We start from the raw sequence: 19,486 nt of genomic DNA on the forward strand, positions 1-19,486 counted from the left end.
CATAGTCCGAGCGTGATAATAACCGTCGCAGGCCATGGGTAAGACCAAACGAAGTGGAGGTGAAACTCCTGAGAAGCAGGCCAGCCACCTGCGGCTTAATGATTACCCAAATCCCTGGGGTGTCGTGGACAAGTAAGGGATAAAACAGGCGCTAAATTGAAGGAGACTCTGTAATTTGCAGAGCCTCCTTCTTACATAATCAAATCTCAAAACATAGGAGGATGAACATGAAAGAAGATTGGATTTATAAGCGTGGGGATTTATATTATGCCAATTTGAACCCTTATTTTGGATCAGAGCAAGGCGGCACCCGTCCTGTCCTGGTTCTTCAAAACAATGTGGGGAATTTTTTCTGCCCCACTTTGATCGTAGCTCCACTCACCAGTAAATGGATTAAGAAAAAGGAGCTGCCCACACACTATGCACTGGAGAGCGTTCCAGAGCTTGGACTGAAATCTGTTGTTCTGCTGGAGCAAATTAAAACGATTGATAAAAGGCGTGTTTTATCGTACATTGGGCGCGTATCTCGCGAAGAAATGAGAGCGATTGATGATGCTCTGCAAGTTAGTTTAGATATTCATATTCCGGAGGAAATGGAGGCTCCGTAAGGCCACTTACCGGATAAAGGAGGCGTTTTTATGTTTGAAGCAAGAATTGCGGAATTGAACCGCTTTAATGAACAAAATCCTGTCAGCTATGACAAAAGAACCTATACGGTCGATGAGATTCAGGACATTCTGGGTATCAGTCGTCCCACAGCATATAATCTGGTAAAACAAGGTGTATTCCACAGCGTCAGAGTCGGCGGTCATATCCGCATTTCCAAAAAGAGCTTTGATGACTGGCTGGATCACACAGATGAATGATTTGTCAAGGATGCCAATCTCCAAATCGACATCCTTAACTTTTTTTCTGCTTTCTCTTACAATGAGGCCATAGCAAGAAAAACTTTATAGAGGAGGCAAAAGCCATGCAGAAACAAAGAGTAAAGACCAGTATGTCTGTACCAGAGATGGGCAAAATGCTTGGGCTTGGTAAAGTAGAATCCTACTGGTTGGTTAAAAAGAACTATTTCAAAACAATTCAAGTGGCCGGACGAATGAGAGTTATGCTGGATAGCTTTGAAGATTGGTATGCCGGCCAGTTCCACTATAAAAAAGTGGATGGTACACCGCCCGGAGAGAAATGGCGGCATACTACGATGTCAGTACCGGAAATGGCGGATCTTTTGGGGCTGAAATCTGGCACAGCTTATGACCTTGTTAAAAGGGGCTATTTTGAGACGACCTTGATTGATCGAAGAATTCGTATCATTACCAGCAGTTTTGAATCCTGGTATCAAAAGCAAACTCATTATGTGAAAATCTCAGAAAGGAGCAATGAAAATGGCATCTATCGTGAAGCGTAAAAGCAAATATTCTGTGGTGTATGATTACACAGATGAAAACGGAAAACGCAGACAGCGTTGGGAAACCTTCAGCACAAATGCAGAAGCAAAAAAACGAAAAAAGCAAATTGAGTATGAGCAGGACTCTGGAACCTTCTTTATTCCTACAGCAAAGACCCTGAACGATCTGCTCGATGAATATATGTCCATCTATGGTGTAAATACCTGGGCAATGTCAACATATGAAAGCCGCCGTGGTCTGGCGAGAAACTACATAACTCCTATTATCGGAGATATGTTACTATCCGACATCACTCCAAGGATGATGGATAAGTATTACCGCGATCTGCTCTCTGTGAAAACGGTAAGCGTCAACAACCGCAAACCCACAAGCGAATATCTGACCCCGCATACAGTAAGAGAAATTCACAAGCTACTTCGCAGTGCCTTTAATCAGGCGGTGCGTTGGGAACTAATCAGCCGTAACCCTGTTCTGAATGCGACACTTCCCAAAGAAGAACATAAAGAACGGGATATATGGACTGCCGAAACTCTGAGCAAGGCTATGGAAGTCTGTGATGATCCTATCCTCTCCCTTGCCTTAAATCTGGCGTTCTCCTGCTCTTTACGCATTGGCGAAATGCTGGGCCTTACCTGGGACTGCATTGATATTGCACCACAGAGCATAGAAAATGGTTCAGCTTATATATTCGTCAACAAAGAGCTGCAACGGGTTACACGAGGTGCATTGGACGATTTGAGCGACAAAGGTGTTATTAAGAAGTTTCCACCTTGCATAGCCAGTACCCATACTGCTCTGGTCCTGAAAGAGCCTAAAACCAAAACCAGTATTCGCCGTGTGTACCTGCCGAAAACAGTTGCCTATATGCTGGTAGAGAGAAAAAAAGAAATCGACGAGCTGATGGATCTGTTTGGAGACGAATACATCGACAATAACCTGGTCTTTTGCTCCAGCAATGGCCGTCCGATGGAAAGCCAGGTGATTAACCGTGCTTTCAATAAACTTATCAAAGAAAACGGACTGCCTCATGTTGTATTCCATTCTCTCCGCCACTCCAGCATCACCTACAAGCTGAAACTCAATGGCGGCGATATGAAATCCGTCCAGGGCGACTCCGGTCATGCTCAGGTAAAAATGGTTGCAGATGTCTACTCTCACATCATCGACGAGGATCGCTGCATAAACGCTCAGCGATTGGAGGAAGCATTTTACTCATCCAAGACTCCTGATCCTGTTGAAGATACAGAGCCTAAAACTGCGGATACTGCCGTCACTGAAAGTGATGAAAGTGATGCAGCGAAGATACTGGAACTGCTTAAAAATCCCGAAACTGCCGCACTGCTCAAGCAGCTGGCAAAAGCTTTATAAAGTCCCTCCCTCAGAAGAACGCCTCTCACTTTGTGAGAGGTTTTCTTCGTTTGAACCACTTTGCACAGTGACCAAACACTTTTTTTGTTAGCAAGGTTCTGAAAACATTTTTGAGCGATGTTAGCAAATTCGCGATTTTGTTTGCAACTTCCTCTAATTCCTGCTAACAAATGTTTGCAAGTTCCTTTGGTAAAAATCGAACCTCTGACTTACCGCCTTTCTTAGCAAAAGGCCAAATCTCGTTAGCAAATGTTAGCAAACCAAGGTTTTTTGCAAAAAAGCCACAAAAGCCGCAGAAATAAGAAAAGCCGAAAACCCTGATAAATCAAAGGTTTTCGGCGTGTTTGCTGGCGTCCCTGGCGGGATTCGAACCCACGGCCTTTCGCTTAGGAGGCGAACGCTCTATCCTGCTGAGCTACAGAGACATCTATTCAATTAAAATTGGTAACGATCACTTTTCATCGTAAGGCGGCCGGTAGAGCATAACCTTAGGAGGCGCTTGTTATATCCATTTAACTATGGGAACAAATGCCGTATTTTCGGGCTTTTTCAGCCTTTTCGGTCACGGCAACCAACTTTATGAACTCAATCACTTTCGTGATGAATCATCTGATTTCTTATTTCGACATTTCTATATGCCATTGTTCAAATCGGACTCTTTGTTACCACCTTTTTAAGTTCCACGGCTTTAACTATGGTTACTTCTTAGACGGCATGTGCTCTATCCAACTGAGCTATTGGGACATGTAGTCTTTGAAAAACTACGATATATATCTTACCAAACAGACGTTGGAAAGTCAAGGAGGGGTAAAAAATTACCGCACGATTTGCTGGGATCGTGCGGTAAGAGTTTTTTCTGGTGCTGGCAGAAAATTTAAATATAAATGTATGAAGAAGAAATTTTTTTATCTAAAACAGATTACTCTGTGAAGATCTGAATCCACTGGCGGCCCCACTCGGAGCTGTTGTCGCTGTAGTATCCAAAGCCCATCTTGTGAGCGTCTGGATTTAAAATGTTTGCGCGGTGTCCTTCGGAATTCATCCAGTCGTTAACGACCTCTTCCGGAGTTACCTGTCCCCATGCTGCGTTCTCGCCTGTAGCTTCATCCGTTACATTGAAGTCATCGAGGACTGTAAAGCAGCTTGTTCCATCTGGACGTGTATGGGAAGTAACGGTTGCGATCTCAACGGCACGCTGCTGAGCAGCTGCGTTTAATTTCTCATCACCAAGAACGACTGGGCTAAGGCCGTTGTTGGCACGCTGTACGTTTACGAGATCAAGTACTTCCTGTGCGAATTCTGCTCTATCTGTTGCTGCCGGGGCTGTAAAAAGAACGTCCCAGTAATCGCCATACTCACCACCGTTGTAGTGACCAACGCCAACTGTCTTAGCGTCTTCGCTCATGACCTTCTTCTCGAAGAAGTCATACTGCATCATGTTATCAAGAGCTTCCTTCGGTGTTGCCTGGCCTGCGCTGTAGCACTCACCAACAAAATCATCTGCGATATTGTTGTCATCGAGAACTGTGAATTCGCGGCGGCCATCCGGACGCTGGTAGGAAAACTTCTCTGTGAGCTCTTCTGCTCTTGTCTCTGCTGCATTGTCAAGAGTGCTATTTAAAGAAACCGGCTGAAGACCATTTGCTGCACGCTTCTGGTTGATCAGAGCTACGAACTCATCATCATAGGAAGCTGCTGCTGCGGTCATAGACGGAGCAAATGTGCTGATTGCAAAAGCTGCAACAAACATTGCAAGCTTTAAAACGATACCTTTTTTCATAAAAAAAACTCCTCATTGATTCATGAAAAAAATCCAAACAAGAAGAGTATTGTAAAGGCACCTAAAGCGCATTTTACAATACTCTTCAAAGTGCAACTGGCTGCCATTTTACAGGCCCTATAGCTTTGCGTCACAGCCTTTCGACTGCTTTGCCGGTTTATGAATTTTTTACAATCCTCTTCAAGGATTCTTTTTAATTTTCGGTTTGTAATTTTAAGAGGCAGTTCAAGAGGTTTCCTGAGACCTCGGGTAAAAATAAAAGAGTGTTGTTTTTGTATAGCAAAACAACACTCTTGATGAGTCATCGTAAGTCGCAACTGGCTATCATTTCACCATATGTCGCCATTTTTGTCAATATCTGACATGAAAAAACATCCACAAAAAAGCTCCCACCCTGCAGGATCTCTCCCGCACGGTGGAAGCCATCTGTTCTGATCTGAAATTTACTTCTCTTCCGCCCCGTCCGATCTGCGTTTCCACAGGATCAATGCGAGGAGAAGAACACCGGAACCAACGCTCAACATGGTCCAGAGGACTCTGTGCGTGGTGTCACCGGTTGCCGGGTTTCCGGCAGAGAGTTTTCTTGTGTTCTGTGCGTCAGCTACAGAACTTGCCTCCGGGAATTCCGGGTTTGGCGGAGTAATCTTTGTGTTCTCAGCCGGTGAAACAGCGCTCGGCGCGTTGACCGGTGTCGGAGAGCCGTTAGAGTTACCGTCTGGTTTACGCGGTGGTCTAGGACTCGGATCATAATTGTCATCACTGCCGCTTCCGCCGGAGCTCGGTCTGCTATATTTGTTCGCAAATACGATCTCGCTGGCCTTGCTGCCGTCTGCGCTTCCTGTGCTGGCAACGATCTCCGCATGAAGCGTATTGTCCTCGCTTCTTAAAATCTGAACCGTCACAGCATAGGTACGGCTGTCATAAGTGAGATTCAACCGATTATCCGTAATCTGCGTAATGCGGTAGATGTAGTTGCCCGGGCGCTTGTAAGTGATCGGGCCGAATTCCACTGTTCCGGTTTCTGCAGCATTCACGGTGACCTCAGTCACCTCCGGAAGCGGCGCATTGTTTTCCGCCTCGATCTTGAACTTATAGTCCAGTGACGGCGGGTTCTTTCCATCTATCTGTACCTTCACCGGAAGGTTTACAGTACAGCTGAACTCTTCCGCAAATGCCGCAAACGGAATCATGATCGTCATCAGCAATGCAAGAAGAAATATCATTCCAGGTAATCGTCTGCTTTTCTTCATACTCATCTGTTTTTCCATATCGCCACACCCCCTTTCCATAAAGGAGCGGACCGCCCACCAGGAGACGCTTCTTGCAATGCAGAAGGCACAGTACCAGCAGTTAAGCCGTCACATCGAGAGCGTCCGACAGGCGAGACATGATCTCCGCCAGCACCTGAATGTAATCGACCACTATTTAAACAGCGGGAAGACGGAGGAGCTGAAGGCGTACATTGCACAGTACCGTCAGATGCTCCCGCCGGATACGTTCTGTACCTGGTGCGAGAATTACGCGGTAAATACGATGGTCAACTATTATGTCGATGAGGCGAGGAAATCCGGTGTCGATATTTCCGTCAGCATGGCAGTCCCGCAGAAGCTTTCCATGAATGAGGCAGAGTTCTGCTCGGTCCTCGGGAATCTTCTCGAAAATGCCCTAGATGCCTGCCGGGAATATACCGGCAGCAACCCGTTTATCCGGCTCCGCGCGAAGGAGGAGAACAGCCACCTTGCCCTGACGGTCGATAATTCCTGCTCCTCCGCCCCGGTGGAGGAAAACGGACGTTTTCTCTCGACGAAGCATGACGGGTTTGGAACCGGAACCGCCTCGGTCCGCTCGATCGCGGAACATTATCACGGGGTCGTCACGTTCCGGTATGCGGACCAATGTTTTTTCGCCTCCGTGTTCCTCTGATCTGTGATTTGTGAGTTTTGGCTGATGTTTCAATTCAGGAACCGTGTATAGTAATCTTTTGCCGGATATTCTTGGAAATCCCCCCACAGGGTTGTTTCATGAAGATATTTTAAAAGTCTAAAAAGGTCAGATTTCATCGAGGGTTATACATGCTATACATAAGCGTGTATAACCCTCGACTTTTTGTTCAAGTAGAGGTATAATGTCTATATAGTATAGGTATGCCATACCTATATGGAAGGGAGGGCATTATGCCAGTAACTGAGAAAAAATATCCGGAATGGGTTCAAAAACATCGCGTAAAAGGGACTACCGTGAAAAAAAAGGGGGATTCTTATTATCTTTATAAAAGAACATCCCGGCGTGTAAAAGGAAAAAAATATCCGCAGCCAGTCGATACTTATATCGGCATTATTACTCCGGAGGGGGTAATACAAAGCAACAAAAGGAAGGTATCTTTAACAGATGCAGAAGTATGGGAATACGGGTTTTCAAAAGCTGTCTGGGAATTGTGCCCGGATGACTGGAAAAAAACTTTAGGGGATGATTGGGAAGATGTGCTCTCCATTATTCTTTTAAGGCAATCTCCAACTTCTTATATCCAGAAAAAACGAACGATGAAAAACGAATCAGATTTTCGTTATCAGTTTGCAGCTCAAATATCGTCCCTGTCCCGCAGAATATATAAAAAATGGGGCGTGGGTCTGGAAGAACTGCGCAAGTTAGAGACCATCTATTTAGTATGTCTGGATAAAACGGAAATCATTTCAAAAGTGAATGAGGAACAGCAGGAACTTCTGGAGAAAATACAGGTGGCTCTGGAAATGTGCTGAAAAACCATTTCTGACAGAAAAACTGATTCATTATTTCAGGCAGATCCCGGATTATCGATGCGACAGAGAGAAAAGACACGATCTGGCAGAAATGCTGGTATGTGTCACAATCGGATTTCTTTGTGGCAGGACAACGATCCGCAGGAGTCTTAACTGGTGCAAGAACAACCTGGAATGGCTGCGGAAACATATGGAATTGAAATACGGGATCGCCTCGCCTTCCACGATTAGTCGGATGCTGAGCGGAATTGATGAAGAATTAGCCTTGTGTGCTTTTATGGAATGGATTGGAGAGATCGTGGACTCGAAGAATACCCATCTTGCGATTGACGGGAAAGCACTCTGCGGCGCAACGGAAAAGACAAAATGTGCGGCAACTCCAATGATTTTGAATGTAGTGGAAACTGTCCGGGGATTGCTGCCTGCACAGCTTCCTGTAGATTCAAAGACGAATGCGATTGCGATGATTCCTGAATTATTGAATCTTCTGGATATCAGTGGAAGTATCATAACGATTGATGCGATTGGAACGCAGACCGCAATCATGGAACAGATCCATGAACAGGAAGGACATTTTGTGCTTACCGTAAAGAAAAACCAACCAGAGGCTTATGAGGAGATCCATACGTTCATGGACAAACTGGAAGCGGAAGCTGCTAAAAAGAAAAAAGGCGAAATTCCAGAACCTGTAATGCGGGAGTATCTTGAGAAATATGAGGAGATCAGTCAGAAGGAAAAGAATCGGAACAGAAATGAGTATAGGACTTGTCAAATATGTAAAGATGCCTCAAACCTGACCAAAAGCCAAAAAGAATGGGCGCACGTTCAGAGTATTGGACGGATCAGGCAGGTAAGGGTACCGGTTGAGAAGGACAGCCAGGGAAACGATGTTACTCCATCCAGGGAAGCATTTATGAAAAAAGGCTCCAAAAGAGTCCCGGCACCGTCTGCGGAAGAAGGGGCCGGAAAGGATATTCCGTGTACCGCACTGATATCAGACCTTATTCTTACCGCAGAGGAACTGGGCAGCATAAAAAGAATGCACTGGTCAATAGAGAACCGGCTCCATCATGTGTTGGACGACACATTCAGGGAAGATCGCTCACCTGCCAAAAAATCCCGAAATAATCTGGCGCTCATCAGAAAATATGCATATAACATCCTGCGCCTGGCAATGCACGAGACAGGTATCACAAATATAATGACAGAGATGATGGACTGTTTTTGTGACAATGCAGATTTGCGGGAACAGTATGTGTTTAAAGGCATAGCCGGTCTGTATTGACTATGTATAAAGAATACCTCTGAAAAAAGGTACTGTAAAGGAGATAGGGATAATTTGCGCTTTTTTTCAGAGTAAGCAAGTATACCAATGCACTTCAGCGGTGTATGTAGCATGATCGAGACTGCTGAAAGCAGGAATCGTTGGCACATGGTCTTCATGAAACAACCCTGATCCCCCCATTATCCGGTTGAAGTTTTATCCTTTGAAAGTTATAATAAAACCATCTATATATAAATATATGAAACAACACACTTGCAAAAGGGGACCATACATATGACATTAAGAGAATGCTACCAAATGATGTGCGGCGATTATGAGGGAGTTACCGGGAGACTCGTTTCGGAGAGTCTTGTCAGGAAGTTCGCGTTGAAATTTTTAAATGATCCGAGTTTTGGGCAGCTGCAGGCCGCGATTGAGAGCGGTGACGGCGCGGAGGCGTTCCGCGCATCCCACACTTTGAAGGGGATCTGCCTGAACCTCGGATTTACTGCTTTATTTGATGCCAGCTCCGATCTGACCGAAAAGCTCCGCGGAAACAATACTCTGGACGATGAGAGCAAATCACTTTTCGCACGCGTCCATGAGGAATATGACCGCACGATCCAGGCGATTGAAAAGCTCGATCCGCAGTAGGCAATGACGGCGGATCGGAAGTAACCGGCTACAAATTTACATTGGGGATAGAATATGGAAAAGATTGCGTTTCAGCTCGCGTGGCTGGGGGAACACAAGGTATTGATATTTCTGTTTTTTTGCAGAATTGCTGGTCGCGGCGTGCCTGCTGATCGTTTTTCTTCATCTGCGTCTGTCCTGGCGCAGGTTAAATTTTAACAAGTCTGACGACAAGGGGAGTCTTAACGGGTTTGACCTCGTGGATGACCCCTGTTTTCTTCTCCGCTCTTCGGACCTTTTTCCACTCTATGTGACAAAGGATTTTGAACGGCAGTTCGGTCTTACGAAGGAACATTTTAAGAACGACGTTCTCTGCCTTGCCCCGAAGCTTCCTGAGGAACAGGCAAAGCGGCTTCGGAAAGAATATAACGCGTGGGACGGAAAACATCCGATCCTGATGGATATCGAACCGCTCGGGATGGATGCCTGCTACCGCCTTTCTGTGACAAGGAAAGACGGGATGGACCTGTTCCACTTCCGGGATATCACGGAGGAAAAGAGACAGCTTGATGAGATGCGGGCAGATCTCGAGGCCGCCGAGAACGTAAGCCAGTCGAAATCCGCTTACCTCTCAGAGATGTCCCATGAGATCCGTACTCCGTTAAACGGAATTATCGGTATGCTGAACCTGGCGCACCGCCAGCTTCACGGGCACAGCACCGAGGACTATATCGTGAAGGCAGAGCAGCTTTCCGAGTTCCTTCTGACCGTTATCAACGAAGTTCTCGATATGTCCCGGATTGAGGTCGGTAAGATCGAGCTTGAAAATAAGCCATTCGACCTCTACCACCTGGCAGACCAGATCCGGAACCTGTTTAAGAAGACAATTGAGGAAAAGGCCGGGGATGGCATCTGCTTTTTTAATCAGATGCAGCAGTATTATCTTGATCACAAGGATGAATGGGGCAGCCCCGATACCCTGAATTCCATCTTCCCCGGCTGGTCCCTGGCTGAAGGCGGCGAACCGCTTGGGAACTGGTTTACTCCGGCAGGACCGGGGCGTTATGTCTTTTATCCGTTGGACCGTGTTCCTGTCCCGGACGGCCTTACCGTCTCTGCCTCCGCAGGCTGGGATCCGACCCATGATAATAACTGCTATGCCGCTTTTCTGCAGCGGCTGTCTTCCGCGCCGGAGGGACTTGATGTCCTTGCGATATCCCGGCGCGTTACGCGGAAGGTTACTTTTTAAGCAGCCGCGCTATCGAGGCCGCGGGCGGCAGGGATGTACAGCTCACCTCCTCCGATGCCCACGCGTGGGTAGAGGTCTACATGGACGGCATGGGCTGGATCCCGGTGGATGTGACACCCGGATTCTACTATGATACCTACGCGCTCTTACAGATGGCACAGGTTCCCGGTGATATCCAGAGGACAGCGGCTCTGGAGGACAGCGGCGAGGAAGTGGATGCCCCGGATTCCCTGCACGCCGGAAAACGTCCGGACTCCGAGGTCATCGACCAGTTAAAGACCGCCGTAAACATCCTGTGGGGCATCCTGCTGGTCGTTCTCCTTTTCAAGGGAATCGGCATCGTCCTCCTGGAATTCCGCCATCTGATCACGGAGCGGCGGCTTTTAGGCATTCTGGAACTGCCTCCGGGCGACCGGGCCGGCATGATGTTCCAGGCGATCCGCCATTCGCTTCTCTTCTTCGGGATCTCCATCCATCCCGGATGGAACTGCGGCAAGACGGAAGCGCGGCTCTCCAGGATCCTTCTGGATTACGAGCCGGGACTTTACACCCGTGTGAATGAGCTGATGGAGAAATACTATTACGGTGGTGAGGTCCTGAAGGAATATGAGCTGCGGCTCCTATACCGGTTCCTGACGATGATCCGGTCCAGCCGTAAGAATCTGACGCTTCTGGAACGCTTCCGGATGCGGTATGATCTGTAACGCACCGCAAAAACGCCCCAGAGCAGCTTTCCCGGCTGCCCTGGGGCGTTTCTTTATATATTCTCCTGTCCTTCCTTCTCGCCGTACCAGCGATCTTTTCCTTCTGATTTTGCCTGGTAGAGACAGGCATCCGCCCGTTTTAAGAGGGCGTAATAGTCTCTGCCGTCCCGCGGCGCAATGGCGATCCCGACACTGCCGGAGATCCTTGTACTGTTTCTTCCTTCTACGGTAATGTTCTGGATCCCCGCGAGGATCTTTTCCGCGGTCTCCCTGGCGCGGTCCTGCTCCGTCTTTACAAATACGACAAACTCGTCCCCGCCGACACGGCCCACGAGATTCTCCGGGCCCGCCACGTCCTTTAAAACGTCCGCCACCTGGCGAAGGACCTCATCCCCGGCCAGATGACCCATGGTATCGTTGATCTGTTTGAAATTGTCGAGATCCACGAAACAAAACGCGTAATTGTCATCCGTATCCGTCAGCTTCTCGCTGATGGCATCAAAGGTCGCCTGGAAGTTGCAGATCTTCGTGAGTGGGTCTGTCTGGGCTTTTAAGAGCAGCTCCTCCATCCTCTGGCTCTTCTTCTGCTCCTCGAGATAGACGTTCGTCACGTCTGTCCTGGAGAACAGGATCATCTGGCATTCTTTATCGTAATAGCGGTAGTCCAGGCGCTTTCTCTTGTAGCCTCCGTGCTCCATAATCCCGCAGGTGAAGCTGTGGACCTCGTTGTGTTCCAGGACCTCCTGGATCCGGGATATCTGCATCTCACGCATCACCATCTCCTGATCTTCCTCCACCACATATTTCCTCACGTATTCGATCTTGGATCCTTCGTAATCATTGCATATCACCGGAGGAAGCGGGGTTCCCGCCCGGCTGCTGAACATCTGGTAGCTGTTATGCTTCGCGTCCAGATAAATAAAATAATCGCAGGTCGATGATACATACTGATTCGCGATGGACCACATAAAGTATTCCTGTCCGGCCTTGCGCAGCAGGATATAAACCTTTTCCTGACTGTCGTTTCCCGGCGCGAACGCCAGCACCGTAACATGGTTATCCGGCAGTTTCCCGTTCATCGTCGAAAAGTTGTTGGAGAACAGACCTTTGCCCTTTTCGCATTCATTTCTCAGATGCCGCAGGCAAAAGTTGTCTCTCATCCTCTCGTGATCCGACGGTTGGATCTTATTTTTCATGTATTTCTCTAACTGGCTGTCCCAGATACATTCTTTTCCGCGGTCTGAAGGATCCGTGATGCTGTGGAGGATTGTCGCTTTTCCCGTCTTCAGGTCAACTTTGATGATCTCCTGATATAATTCCTGGATAGATTCATAAATTTCCTGGGCTATATTCATTGGAATACCCCCCACCCGATAATTTTTTAACAAAGTTGTTTTTTTCACACTTGCCACCTGCCCTGCTCCGGCTGGATCTGCTTCTCAGTATCCGGCCAGGTACTTTTTTACTCCATCATCAGCGGATTTAACTGCATGTTGGCAATATCCATGTTTTCCTGCGCATCCGCGTCCCTTACGAAGTCCTCCGTGCTCGTAACGCTGATCTTCCGGCGGATCTCATCCTGGATATCCAGCATACACTCTAAAATCAATGGGTTGAAGTTCCCGCATTCTCCGTTTAAGATCATCTGGATCGCTACCTCATGCGGATATGCTTTTTTGTAGACACGCTCGCTGACCAGGGCATCGTAGACGTCCGCCACGGATACGACTTGGGCGGAGATCGGGATCTCGTCTCTCTTCAAGCCATCCGGATAACCCTTTCCGTCCCAGCGCTCATGGTGCCATCTGCAGATCTCGTAAGCAAGCTGTACAAGGCGCTCACTGTGGTACAGATCGATCTTTCCGATCATGGTCGCACCAATGGTCGTGTGGGTCTTCATGATCTCAAATTCCTCTTTTGTTAATTTACCAGGTTTGTTTAATATCTTCTCATCGATATTGATCTTTCCGATATCATGGAGCGCCGACGCCGTAGCGATCAGACCGATCTCCTGCCAGGAAAGATGGTATTTGTTTTTCTTTTTGATCAGCTGCTCTAAAAGCAGTCTCGATACGATATTCAGGTGAATGACATGTGGTCCGCTCTCGCTGTTTCGGAATTCAACAATCTGGCTTAAAATACCGATCATAATACGGTTGCTGCGCTCTTTTTCCCGGATCTGGGATGTTACAAGGCGGAGCTGGCGGCGCTGTTTGGAGTACAGCTTGATCGTATTTAACACGCGCTGGTATACGACTCTCGCGTCAAATGGTCTCCTGATATAGTCGCTGACGCCGAATCCGTAAGCTTCACTGATATATTTCCCGGAGTCCTCGCTGGAGATCATGATGACCGGAATATCCTCCAGCAGGCGTCTCTCATTCATCACCGTCAGGACCTGGAATCCATCCATCTTCGGCATCACAAGGTCCAGCATCACAAGGGCGATACCTGTTCCATACTGCTCCAGCATCTTTAAGGCAGCTTCGCCGTTTTCTGCCTCCAGGATCTCATAATCCTGTTTCAGGATCTCTGTCAGGAGCTCGCGGTTCATATCGGAATCGTCGACGATGAGGATCTTCGGCTTGATGGTCTGTGTCCTTAAATATTCCTGCATCGTCTCGTCCAGATACTCGGTCTTTTCCTCCGTGATAACCATGTTTTTCTGGTCTTTCGCGAAATACATCAGGCGGTCGGCCCTGAGAACTGCCTCCTCGATACTCTCGCCGTCGCGGGTGATCACACCTCCGATGCTGACAGAAAGGCGGAGATTTCCGTAATCCGCAATAGCGGTATCGTGGATCTTTTCCTGGATCATTTTTAATTTTTCGTTGAAGCTGTCCTTGCTGATTTCCGGCAGGATCAGGAGGAATTCGTCTCCGCCGTACCGGATCAGGCTGTCCGTCTTCCGGATATTCTGTCGGATCACGTTGACCATCATCTCAATGGCATGGTCACCCGCCCGGTGTCCATATGTATCGTTAATGACCTTCAGATAGTCCATATCGATCACAGCGACTCCCGCTGTGTTGGTCTTATTTTTTATCTCATCCTCAAAATAACGGCGGTTGTAGACTCCTGTGAGGGCATCCATGTAGACCATATGGTTATATTTCATCAGGCTTCCTATGAGCTTTTTGCATCCGTCCTCATCGATAAAGTTCTGGCTGTCCTGCTTCTGCAGCATCTCCATCACATACGGCTCGCCGTCGATCTCCACGTATCTCGCCGTCACCTGGTACATCTCTCTGCCGAGAAATTCCAGCTTTGATGTTTGGCCATGCTCTTCCATCATTCTCTGGCTGATGCAGTTTCTGCATGGTTCATTCTTCTGCCAGAAAGCAAAACATTCGCAGGGAGGGGCTGTCTCCATCTTGTCCAGGCCTTCCATCGCTCCCGTTTTTCCATTCAGATCCATCACCGTATACCCACGCACAAGGCGGACGATCGGGAAGATCTGCCGGAGCACTTCCATCTTCTTTTCGGCCTCTTCTCTGGTCATAATATCGTAATCTTCCATATAAACTACAGTTCCTCCCCTGTTCTATGGATTCCGGTTTAATAAAAAAGCATTTTCCTCTGTCTCTATATCTTCGAGATCGCAGGAAACTGCATGTCAGTCTTTGTTTTTTTGGTAAATTTAAGCTGATTCGAATGAGATAATCTGTTTTTATTATACCCCCATGATTCTGTTTGTTGTCTATACTTTTTATCGCTTTTGATCCATCGGTCCCGCCTTGTAAGGTACCAGATTTAAGGTACCCTGCATCCAGATCTGTCCTTTAAAACGGCGGCCCGGCTGCGGTTCTCCTAAGAGGTCCCTGCTGTTGATGCAGACCATGAATTCCAGGTCATGGCTCTCGATCTTCATGCGATAAATCTCTTCTTTTGTATAAATATTTCGGATTTTCTCAACTTCTTTGATTTCTCCGATAATGGAATACTGGTCGCACTCCACTCCGCAGGGCATGAAGCAGGAGTCGATAATGGAGTAGAGATCTTCCTTCATGGCTCTTCTGGAGATCTGGGAATAGAGGTCAATATCCTCGATGGTCAGGGTCTCCATGGCGTCCTCGTCCCCGTTTTTTGCGGCCTCGATCAGGCTGCTGCGTTCTTTTGCGGAAACTTTTGCCTTCTGGATCTGTTTCTGGCTTTTCTTGATTGGAAGAAGGACCTTTCCGCCGATGGACATGCCAGAAAAGCAGACCGATCCGATTCTGGAGTGGTGCTCTTTATCCAGCATTTTCTCCCGGAAATCCAGGAAATTCTGGATGTAGAAGATCAGCGTGATGCCAACTCTATTCTCATCCACCATGCCGGAGTAGGTCTCTTTCTCCGTGTGTCTCTGGACGGAGCACTCCTCCGTGGAGCCGACGACATTGCTCTCCAGGTACGGGAAGTAGTATTCCCGCTCGAAATTCCCCTCTTCGTTCAGCTCTCCGACGATCGAGATTCCAAGTCCCGGGGCGACTTCCGCGCGCATTTCGCACACGTTGCTCTCCTCATCGACCTGGACGCACTTCGTTATCGACGGCTGCCGTTCCAGCAGATCCAGAAGCTTTTCGATATCCTTTTTCTTTGTATACATGCTGAAACCAGCTGCACGTAAAAATTTATGCATATGGATCAATAATCTCCTTTATCCTCGCCGTTGAAATCATCCGGCATCGCATCAAAATCCTCGATGTTGTCTGTCTCGATCTCAATCTCTTCCACATCGTATGCATCCGCATACTGCTTTACACGTTCTTCTTCATCCTCGCGGCGCTCTGCCTGACGTTTTCTCAGTTCTTTCATGCGCTCGCTCTTCTTACGCTCGCTGCTCGGAACCTCGATATCCTGCTCTCCGGAGCCGCCTTTTAACTCTTTTTTCCTGCCGTTTTCGGCCTTTTCCTTTATTGCAAGGCGCTCATCCATAGTCGGGCGCTTTACATAGCCCAGGGCCTGCTCCAGCGCTTCCTGCTCTTCTCCGCCGAGGAGAACTTCTGTCGCACCTTCCTCTACCTCTTTTAAGTAAATGTAGCAGCCCTCACGGCTGTGAACAACATCCAGTACGAAACCACTGTTGTTGTTGTCCAACATTGCAATAACAAAGCTTAAGTTGCCGCCCATGCCCTTGAACGCGTTATACTTGACGTATCCGAATTTCTGGAATGAGGACTTGATCTGCTTGGACAGCTGTTTCATTGCATCCTTGCTGGCCCGGTCTTTCGCCTGCAGCTCCTCCATCTCATCCATCATGTCCATGATCGTATCTTCCAGTGTCTCCGCGTCTTTTCCGCGCATGAAGATATCGTATCTGCGGTATAGTTTATTGAGCTTCACAATACAAATGATCACCACGATCAATAATACCAATGACAGGATTGAAAATCCGATGATCAGTGCCATTGGATCGATGGGAAGATTGTATAACATACTGTTTTCCATATTTTATTTTCTGTCCTTCCGTATGTGTCTGTGCGTTTCGTGATTTTAGTCTTTTTCGTTCAATTTTTTCCTGTTCGTCAGCTTCCTTTTCATTTAGCTTTCATCTTGGGCAAATGCCTGCTTTCTGCTTTTTGCTAAATTTCAGAAAACCCTAAATACAGTCGGCTTTTTCAGCATTTTCTTTCCAAAAATCCCATCAGCGAAGCTGATCTGGAATGGATTTTTGCGTGTAACTATGAAGATACTGAATAGTTACGCTGGATTATTGATTGGTTATGCCCTCAAGGATTCCATGAGCTCGATCAAGCGCTCTAACTCTTCCTGGGAGTAATACTCGATCTCGATTCTTCCTTTATTTTTGTCTTTCTGGTTGATGACAACCTTCGTGCCCATGATGGACTTTAATTTGTCCTCCACCTGACGGTAGATCAGATCGATATCCGGTCCTTTTTCCGGCTTCTTCTCCTTCGGCGGGCGGTTCATCATCTTCACGAGCTTTTCCACGTCGCGGACGCTTAATTTTTCCTCGGTGATCTTCACCGCAACCTGGTACTGGCGTTCGCCTTCCTCAAGACCAAGAAGCGCTCTCGCATGTCCGCTGGAGATCTTTCCGTCTGCCAGCATATCCTGTACACGGACATCAAGCTTCAGAAGACGCATGCTGTTTGTGATCGTTGCGCGGTTCTTGGATACGCGGTTCGCAATCTCTTCCTGTGTGAGATGGAACTCCTGGATCAGCTGCTGGAACGCCTGTGCTTCCTCGATCGGATTCAGATCCGCACGCTGGACGTTCTCGATCAGCGCGATCTCCATCGTCTGCTGCTTATCATACTCGCGGATCAGCACCGGGACATCCGTGATCCCCGCAAGCTTTGCGGCGCGCCAACGGCGCTCACCGGCGATGATCTCGTAGTGATTGCCCTTTTTCTGGACGATCAACGGCTGTAAAATTCCATACTGCTTGATAGAATCCGCCAGCTCCTGAAGACTTTCTTCGTCGAAATTCTTTCGCGGCTGCTCACTGTTCGGCTCGATCAGGTTAAGCTTTAGTGTCTGCTCTACCGGTTTTTCTACGATCTTTTCAACGGGTTTTTCTACCACTTTTTCAACGATCTTCTCGACCGGTTTCTCAACGATTTTCTCAACGATCTTCTCGACCGGTTTCTCAACGATTTTCTCAACGATCTTCTCGACCGGTTTCTCAACGATTTTCTCAACGATCTTCTCGACCGGTTTCTCAACGATTTTCTCAACGATCTTCTCGACCGGTTTCTCAACGATTTTCTCAACGATCTTCTCGACCGGTTTCTCAACGATTTTCTCAACGATCTTCTCGACCGGTTTCTCAACGATTTTCTCAACGATCTTCTCGACCGGTTTCTCAACGATTTTCTCAACGATCTTCTCGACCGGTTTCTCAACGATTTTCTCAACGATCTTCTCGACCGGTTTCTCAACGATTTTCTCAACGATCTTCTCGACCGGTTTCTCAACGATTTTCTCAACGATCTTCTCGACCGGTTTCTCAACGATTTTCTCAACGATCTTCTCGACCGGTTTCTCAACGATTTTCTCAACGATCTTCTCGACCGGTTTCTCAACGATTTTCTCAACGATCTTCTCGACCGGTTTCTCAACGATTTTCTCAACGATCTTCTCGACCGGTTTCTCAACGATTTTCTCAACGATCTTCTCGACCGGTTTCTCAACGATTTTCTCAACGATCTTCTCAACCGGTTTCTCAACGATCTTCTCAACCACTTTTTCTACGACAACCGGCTCAGAATTACCGGCATTCCGGGAATTATTCTTTTTAGCTGCGTCAGTGCTTACAGCCGTATTTCCTGCTTTCTTTGCTGCTTTTCCGCTGTCACTCTCTGCCCCGGTTCCATTTTTTTCTGTATTTTTAGCAGTTCCCTGATTTGCCATCAGGTGCTCTTTTCTCTCACTTCTGCTTACTTTTTCCGCAGCGTTCTCTTTCGTAGCTGTAACTTCTTCCCCGAAGAACGCGCCTAAACCTTTACCTAAACCACGCTTCGCCATTATAATTCCTCTCCTCTGCTGATGACTTCCGCTGCTAAAAGTCTGTAGCTCTCTGCCCCTGATGACCGGCTGTCATAGAGATTAATCGGCATCCCGTAGCTCGGTGCTTCTGCCAGTCTGACGTTTCTCGGAATAATTGTCTTGTAAATATTTTCATTCAGATGCTCTTTTACGTTCTCTACAACTTCCAGGGACAGATTAGTTCTGGAATCATACATCGTAAACACAACGCCCTCTACTTCCAGTGCCGGATTCAGCTTTTTCTGAACAAGATTTACTGTTTTTAACACCTGGCTTAATCCTTCCAGTGCGTAATATTCACATTGGATCGGGACAAGTACCGTATTTGCCGCGGTCAGCGCATTGATCGTAAGAAGGTTCAGGGACGGTGGGCAGTCGATGATGATAAAATCATATTTTCCATCCAGCAGTTCCAGATTTTTCTTGAGGATGCTCTCCTTTTCTTCCATATCAAGAAGCTCGATCTCTGCTCCCGCCAGATCAACATCCGACGGCATCACATCCAGTCGCTCCTGGATGCTGGGATTAACGCACTCTTCCACGGTGCACTCCCCCATCAGCAGTTCGTATACAGTATTGTCAATATTTCCTTTTTCCAATCCAAGCCCGCTTGTCGTGTTTCCCTGCGGATCAAAGTCAACCGTCAACACTCTCTGCCCTGCTTCAGCCAGGCAGGCCGACAAATTGATAGCTGTCGTCGTCTTTCCGACACCGCCTTTTTGATTTGTAATTGCAATAATACGTCCCATACCTCTATCCTTTCCGCAGGTCAGCTCTACTCTTTTTATCGTGTATCTCTCTCGATTCAGCCCAGATTTACCATAAAATC

The 19,486-nt window shown here is 47.5% G+C and carries 19 protein-coding genes, 1 tRNA gene and 1 riboswitch; of the genes, 11 read left to right on the plus strand and 9 right to left on the minus strand.

The annotated features are described in order from the left end of the window. The first annotated feature begins 227 nt into the window (after positions 1-227). The 4 genes from DWY93_RS12200 to DWY93_RS12215 all read left to right on the plus strand — a co-directional run bounded on the left by DWY93_RS12200 (position 228) and on the right by DWY93_RS12215 (position 2,777). Positions 228-608, plus strand: a complete 381-nt coding sequence (locus tag DWY93_RS12200) for a type II toxin-antitoxin system PemK/MazF family toxin (RefSeq protein WP_002569115.1) — start codon at positions 228-230, stop codon at positions 606-608. A gap of 30 nt (positions 609-638) precedes the next feature. Further along, complete coding sequence (locus DWY93_RS12205) at positions 639-866, plus strand: helix-turn-helix domain-containing protein (protein ID WP_002589006.1); 228 nt, start codon at positions 639-641, stop codon at positions 864-866. A 104-nt stretch (positions 867-970) separates the two neighbouring features. Continuing rightward, positions 971-1,408, plus strand: coding sequence for a helix-turn-helix domain-containing protein (locus tag DWY93_RS12210; RefSeq protein ID WP_117472379.1), 438 nt, complete (start codon positions 971-973; stop codon positions 1,406-1,408). After that, positions 1,386-2,777, plus strand: a complete 1,392-nt coding sequence (locus DWY93_RS12215) for a tyrosine-type recombinase/integrase (protein WP_007862346.1) — start codon at positions 1,386-1,388, stop codon at positions 2,775-2,777. Before DWY93_RS12210 ends, DWY93_RS12215 begins: the two co-directional genes overlap by 23 nt. 348 nt (positions 2,778-3,125) lie before the next feature. On the opposite strand, the gene DWY93_RS12220 is transcribed toward DWY93_RS12215, so the two are convergent. From DWY93_RS12220 to DWY93_RS12230, 3 genes are all read right to left on the minus strand, one after another. Further along, positions 3,126-3,202, minus strand: a tRNA-Arg gene (locus tag DWY93_RS12220). A 494-nt stretch (positions 3,203-3,696) separates the two neighbouring features. Further along, positions 3,697-4,557, minus strand: coding sequence for a CAP domain-containing protein (locus tag DWY93_RS12225; protein WP_117472381.1), 861 nt, complete (start codon positions 4,555-4,557; stop codon positions 3,697-3,699). Between the two features lie 88 nt (positions 4,558-4,645). Beyond that, positions 4,646-4,721: riboswitch (cyclic di-GMP riboswitch) on the minus strand. 279 nt (positions 4,722-5,000) lie between these two features. After that, positions 5,001-5,825, minus strand: a complete 825-nt coding sequence (locus DWY93_RS12230) for an FctA domain-containing protein (RefSeq protein ID WP_181968542.1) — start codon at positions 5,823-5,825, stop codon at positions 5,001-5,003. 58 nt (positions 5,826-5,883) lie between these two features. On the opposite strand from DWY93_RS12230, the gene DWY93_RS12235 reads away from it, so the two are divergent. From DWY93_RS12235 to DWY93_RS12260, 7 genes are all read left to right on the plus strand, one after another. After that, complete coding sequence (locus tag DWY93_RS12235) at positions 5,884-6,480, plus strand: GHKL domain-containing protein (protein ID WP_165859924.1); 597 nt, start codon at positions 5,884-5,886, stop codon at positions 6,478-6,480. A 251-nt stretch (positions 6,481-6,731) separates the two neighbouring features. Beyond that, positions 6,732-7,313 (plus strand): hypothetical protein, encoded by a 582-nt coding sequence (locus DWY93_RS12240; RefSeq protein ID WP_117472385.1) that lies wholly within the window; start codon positions 6,732-6,734, stop codon positions 7,311-7,313. Next, positions 7,258-8,598: an ISAs1 family transposase gene (locus DWY93_RS12245; RefSeq protein ID WP_347466122.1), complete on the plus strand. Its 1,341-nt coding sequence runs from the start codon at positions 7,258-7,260 to the stop codon at positions 8,596-8,598. The genes DWY93_RS12240 and DWY93_RS12245 overlap by 56 nt, the downstream gene beginning before the upstream one ends. A gap of 273 nt (positions 8,599-8,871) precedes the next feature. Next, on the plus strand, positions 8,872-9,231 hold the full coding sequence (locus DWY93_RS12250; protein WP_117472387.1) for an Hpt domain-containing protein: 360 nt from the start codon (positions 8,872-8,874) through the stop codon (positions 9,229-9,231). Positions 9,232-9,285: 54 nt separating this feature from the next. Next, the gene (locus DWY93_RS17195) at positions 9,286-9,429 is read left to right on the plus strand and encodes a hypothetical protein (RefSeq protein WP_181968543.1); all 144 of its coding nucleotides are present in this window, start codon (positions 9,286-9,288) and stop codon (positions 9,427-9,429) included. 91 nt (positions 9,430-9,520) lie between these two features. Then, positions 9,521-10,459, plus strand: coding sequence for a histidine kinase dimerization/phospho-acceptor domain-containing protein (locus DWY93_RS12255; RefSeq protein ID WP_147324205.1), 939 nt, complete (start codon positions 9,521-9,523; stop codon positions 10,457-10,459). Positions 10,460-10,539: 80 nt separating this feature from the next. Then, positions 10,540-11,163 carry a hypothetical protein gene (locus tag DWY93_RS12260; protein ID WP_242990610.1) on the plus strand — a complete coding sequence of 208 codons (624 nt, stop codon included), beginning with the start codon at positions 10,540-10,542 and terminating at the stop codon, positions 11,161-11,163. A gap of 53 nt (positions 11,164-11,216) precedes the next feature. Here DWY93_RS12260 and DWY93_RS12265 read toward each other — a convergent pair whose 3' ends face one another. The 6 genes from DWY93_RS12265 to DWY93_RS12290 form a co-directional block, all read right to left on the minus strand. Further along, positions 11,217-12,518: a GGDEF domain-containing protein gene (locus tag DWY93_RS12265; RefSeq protein ID WP_117471091.1), complete on the minus strand. Its 1,302-nt coding sequence runs from the start codon at positions 12,516-12,518 to the stop codon at positions 11,217-11,219. 107 nt (positions 12,519-12,625) lie between these two features. Continuing rightward, positions 12,626-14,683, minus strand: coding sequence for a diguanylate cyclase (locus DWY93_RS12270; protein ID WP_117472391.1), 2,058 nt, complete (start codon positions 14,681-14,683; stop codon positions 12,626-12,628). 189 nt (positions 14,684-14,872) lie between these two features. Beyond that, a complete protein-coding gene (locus tag DWY93_RS12275) occupies positions 14,873-15,784 on the minus strand; it encodes a DUF3881 family protein (protein ID WP_117471089.1) in 912 nt (303 codons plus the stop codon). 5 nt (positions 15,785-15,789) lie between these two features. After that, the gene (locus tag DWY93_RS17875; protein WP_117472393.1) at positions 15,790-16,593 is read right to left on the minus strand and encodes a DUF4446 family protein; all 804 of its coding nucleotides are present in this window, start codon (positions 16,591-16,593) and stop codon (positions 15,790-15,792) included. A 273-nt stretch (positions 16,594-16,866) separates the two neighbouring features. Then, a complete protein-coding gene (locus DWY93_RS12285; protein ID WP_347466126.1) occupies positions 16,867-18,636 on the minus strand; it encodes a ParB/RepB/Spo0J family partition protein in 1,770 nt (589 codons plus the stop codon). Next, positions 18,636-19,406 carry an AAA family ATPase gene (locus tag DWY93_RS12290; RefSeq protein WP_117471086.1) on the minus strand — a complete coding sequence of 257 codons (771 nt, stop codon included), beginning with the start codon at positions 19,404-19,406 and terminating at the stop codon, positions 18,636-18,638. The genes DWY93_RS12285 and DWY93_RS12290 overlap by 1 nt, the downstream gene beginning before the upstream one ends. Between the last annotated feature and the right edge of the window lie 80 nt (positions 19,407-19,486).

The sequence above is a fragment of the Clostridium sp. AF28-12 genome (assembly GCF_003435225.1).
In the GTDB taxonomy this organism is placed as follows: Bacteria; Bacillota; Clostridia; order Lachnospirales; family Lachnospiraceae; genus Pilosibacter; species Pilosibacter fragilis.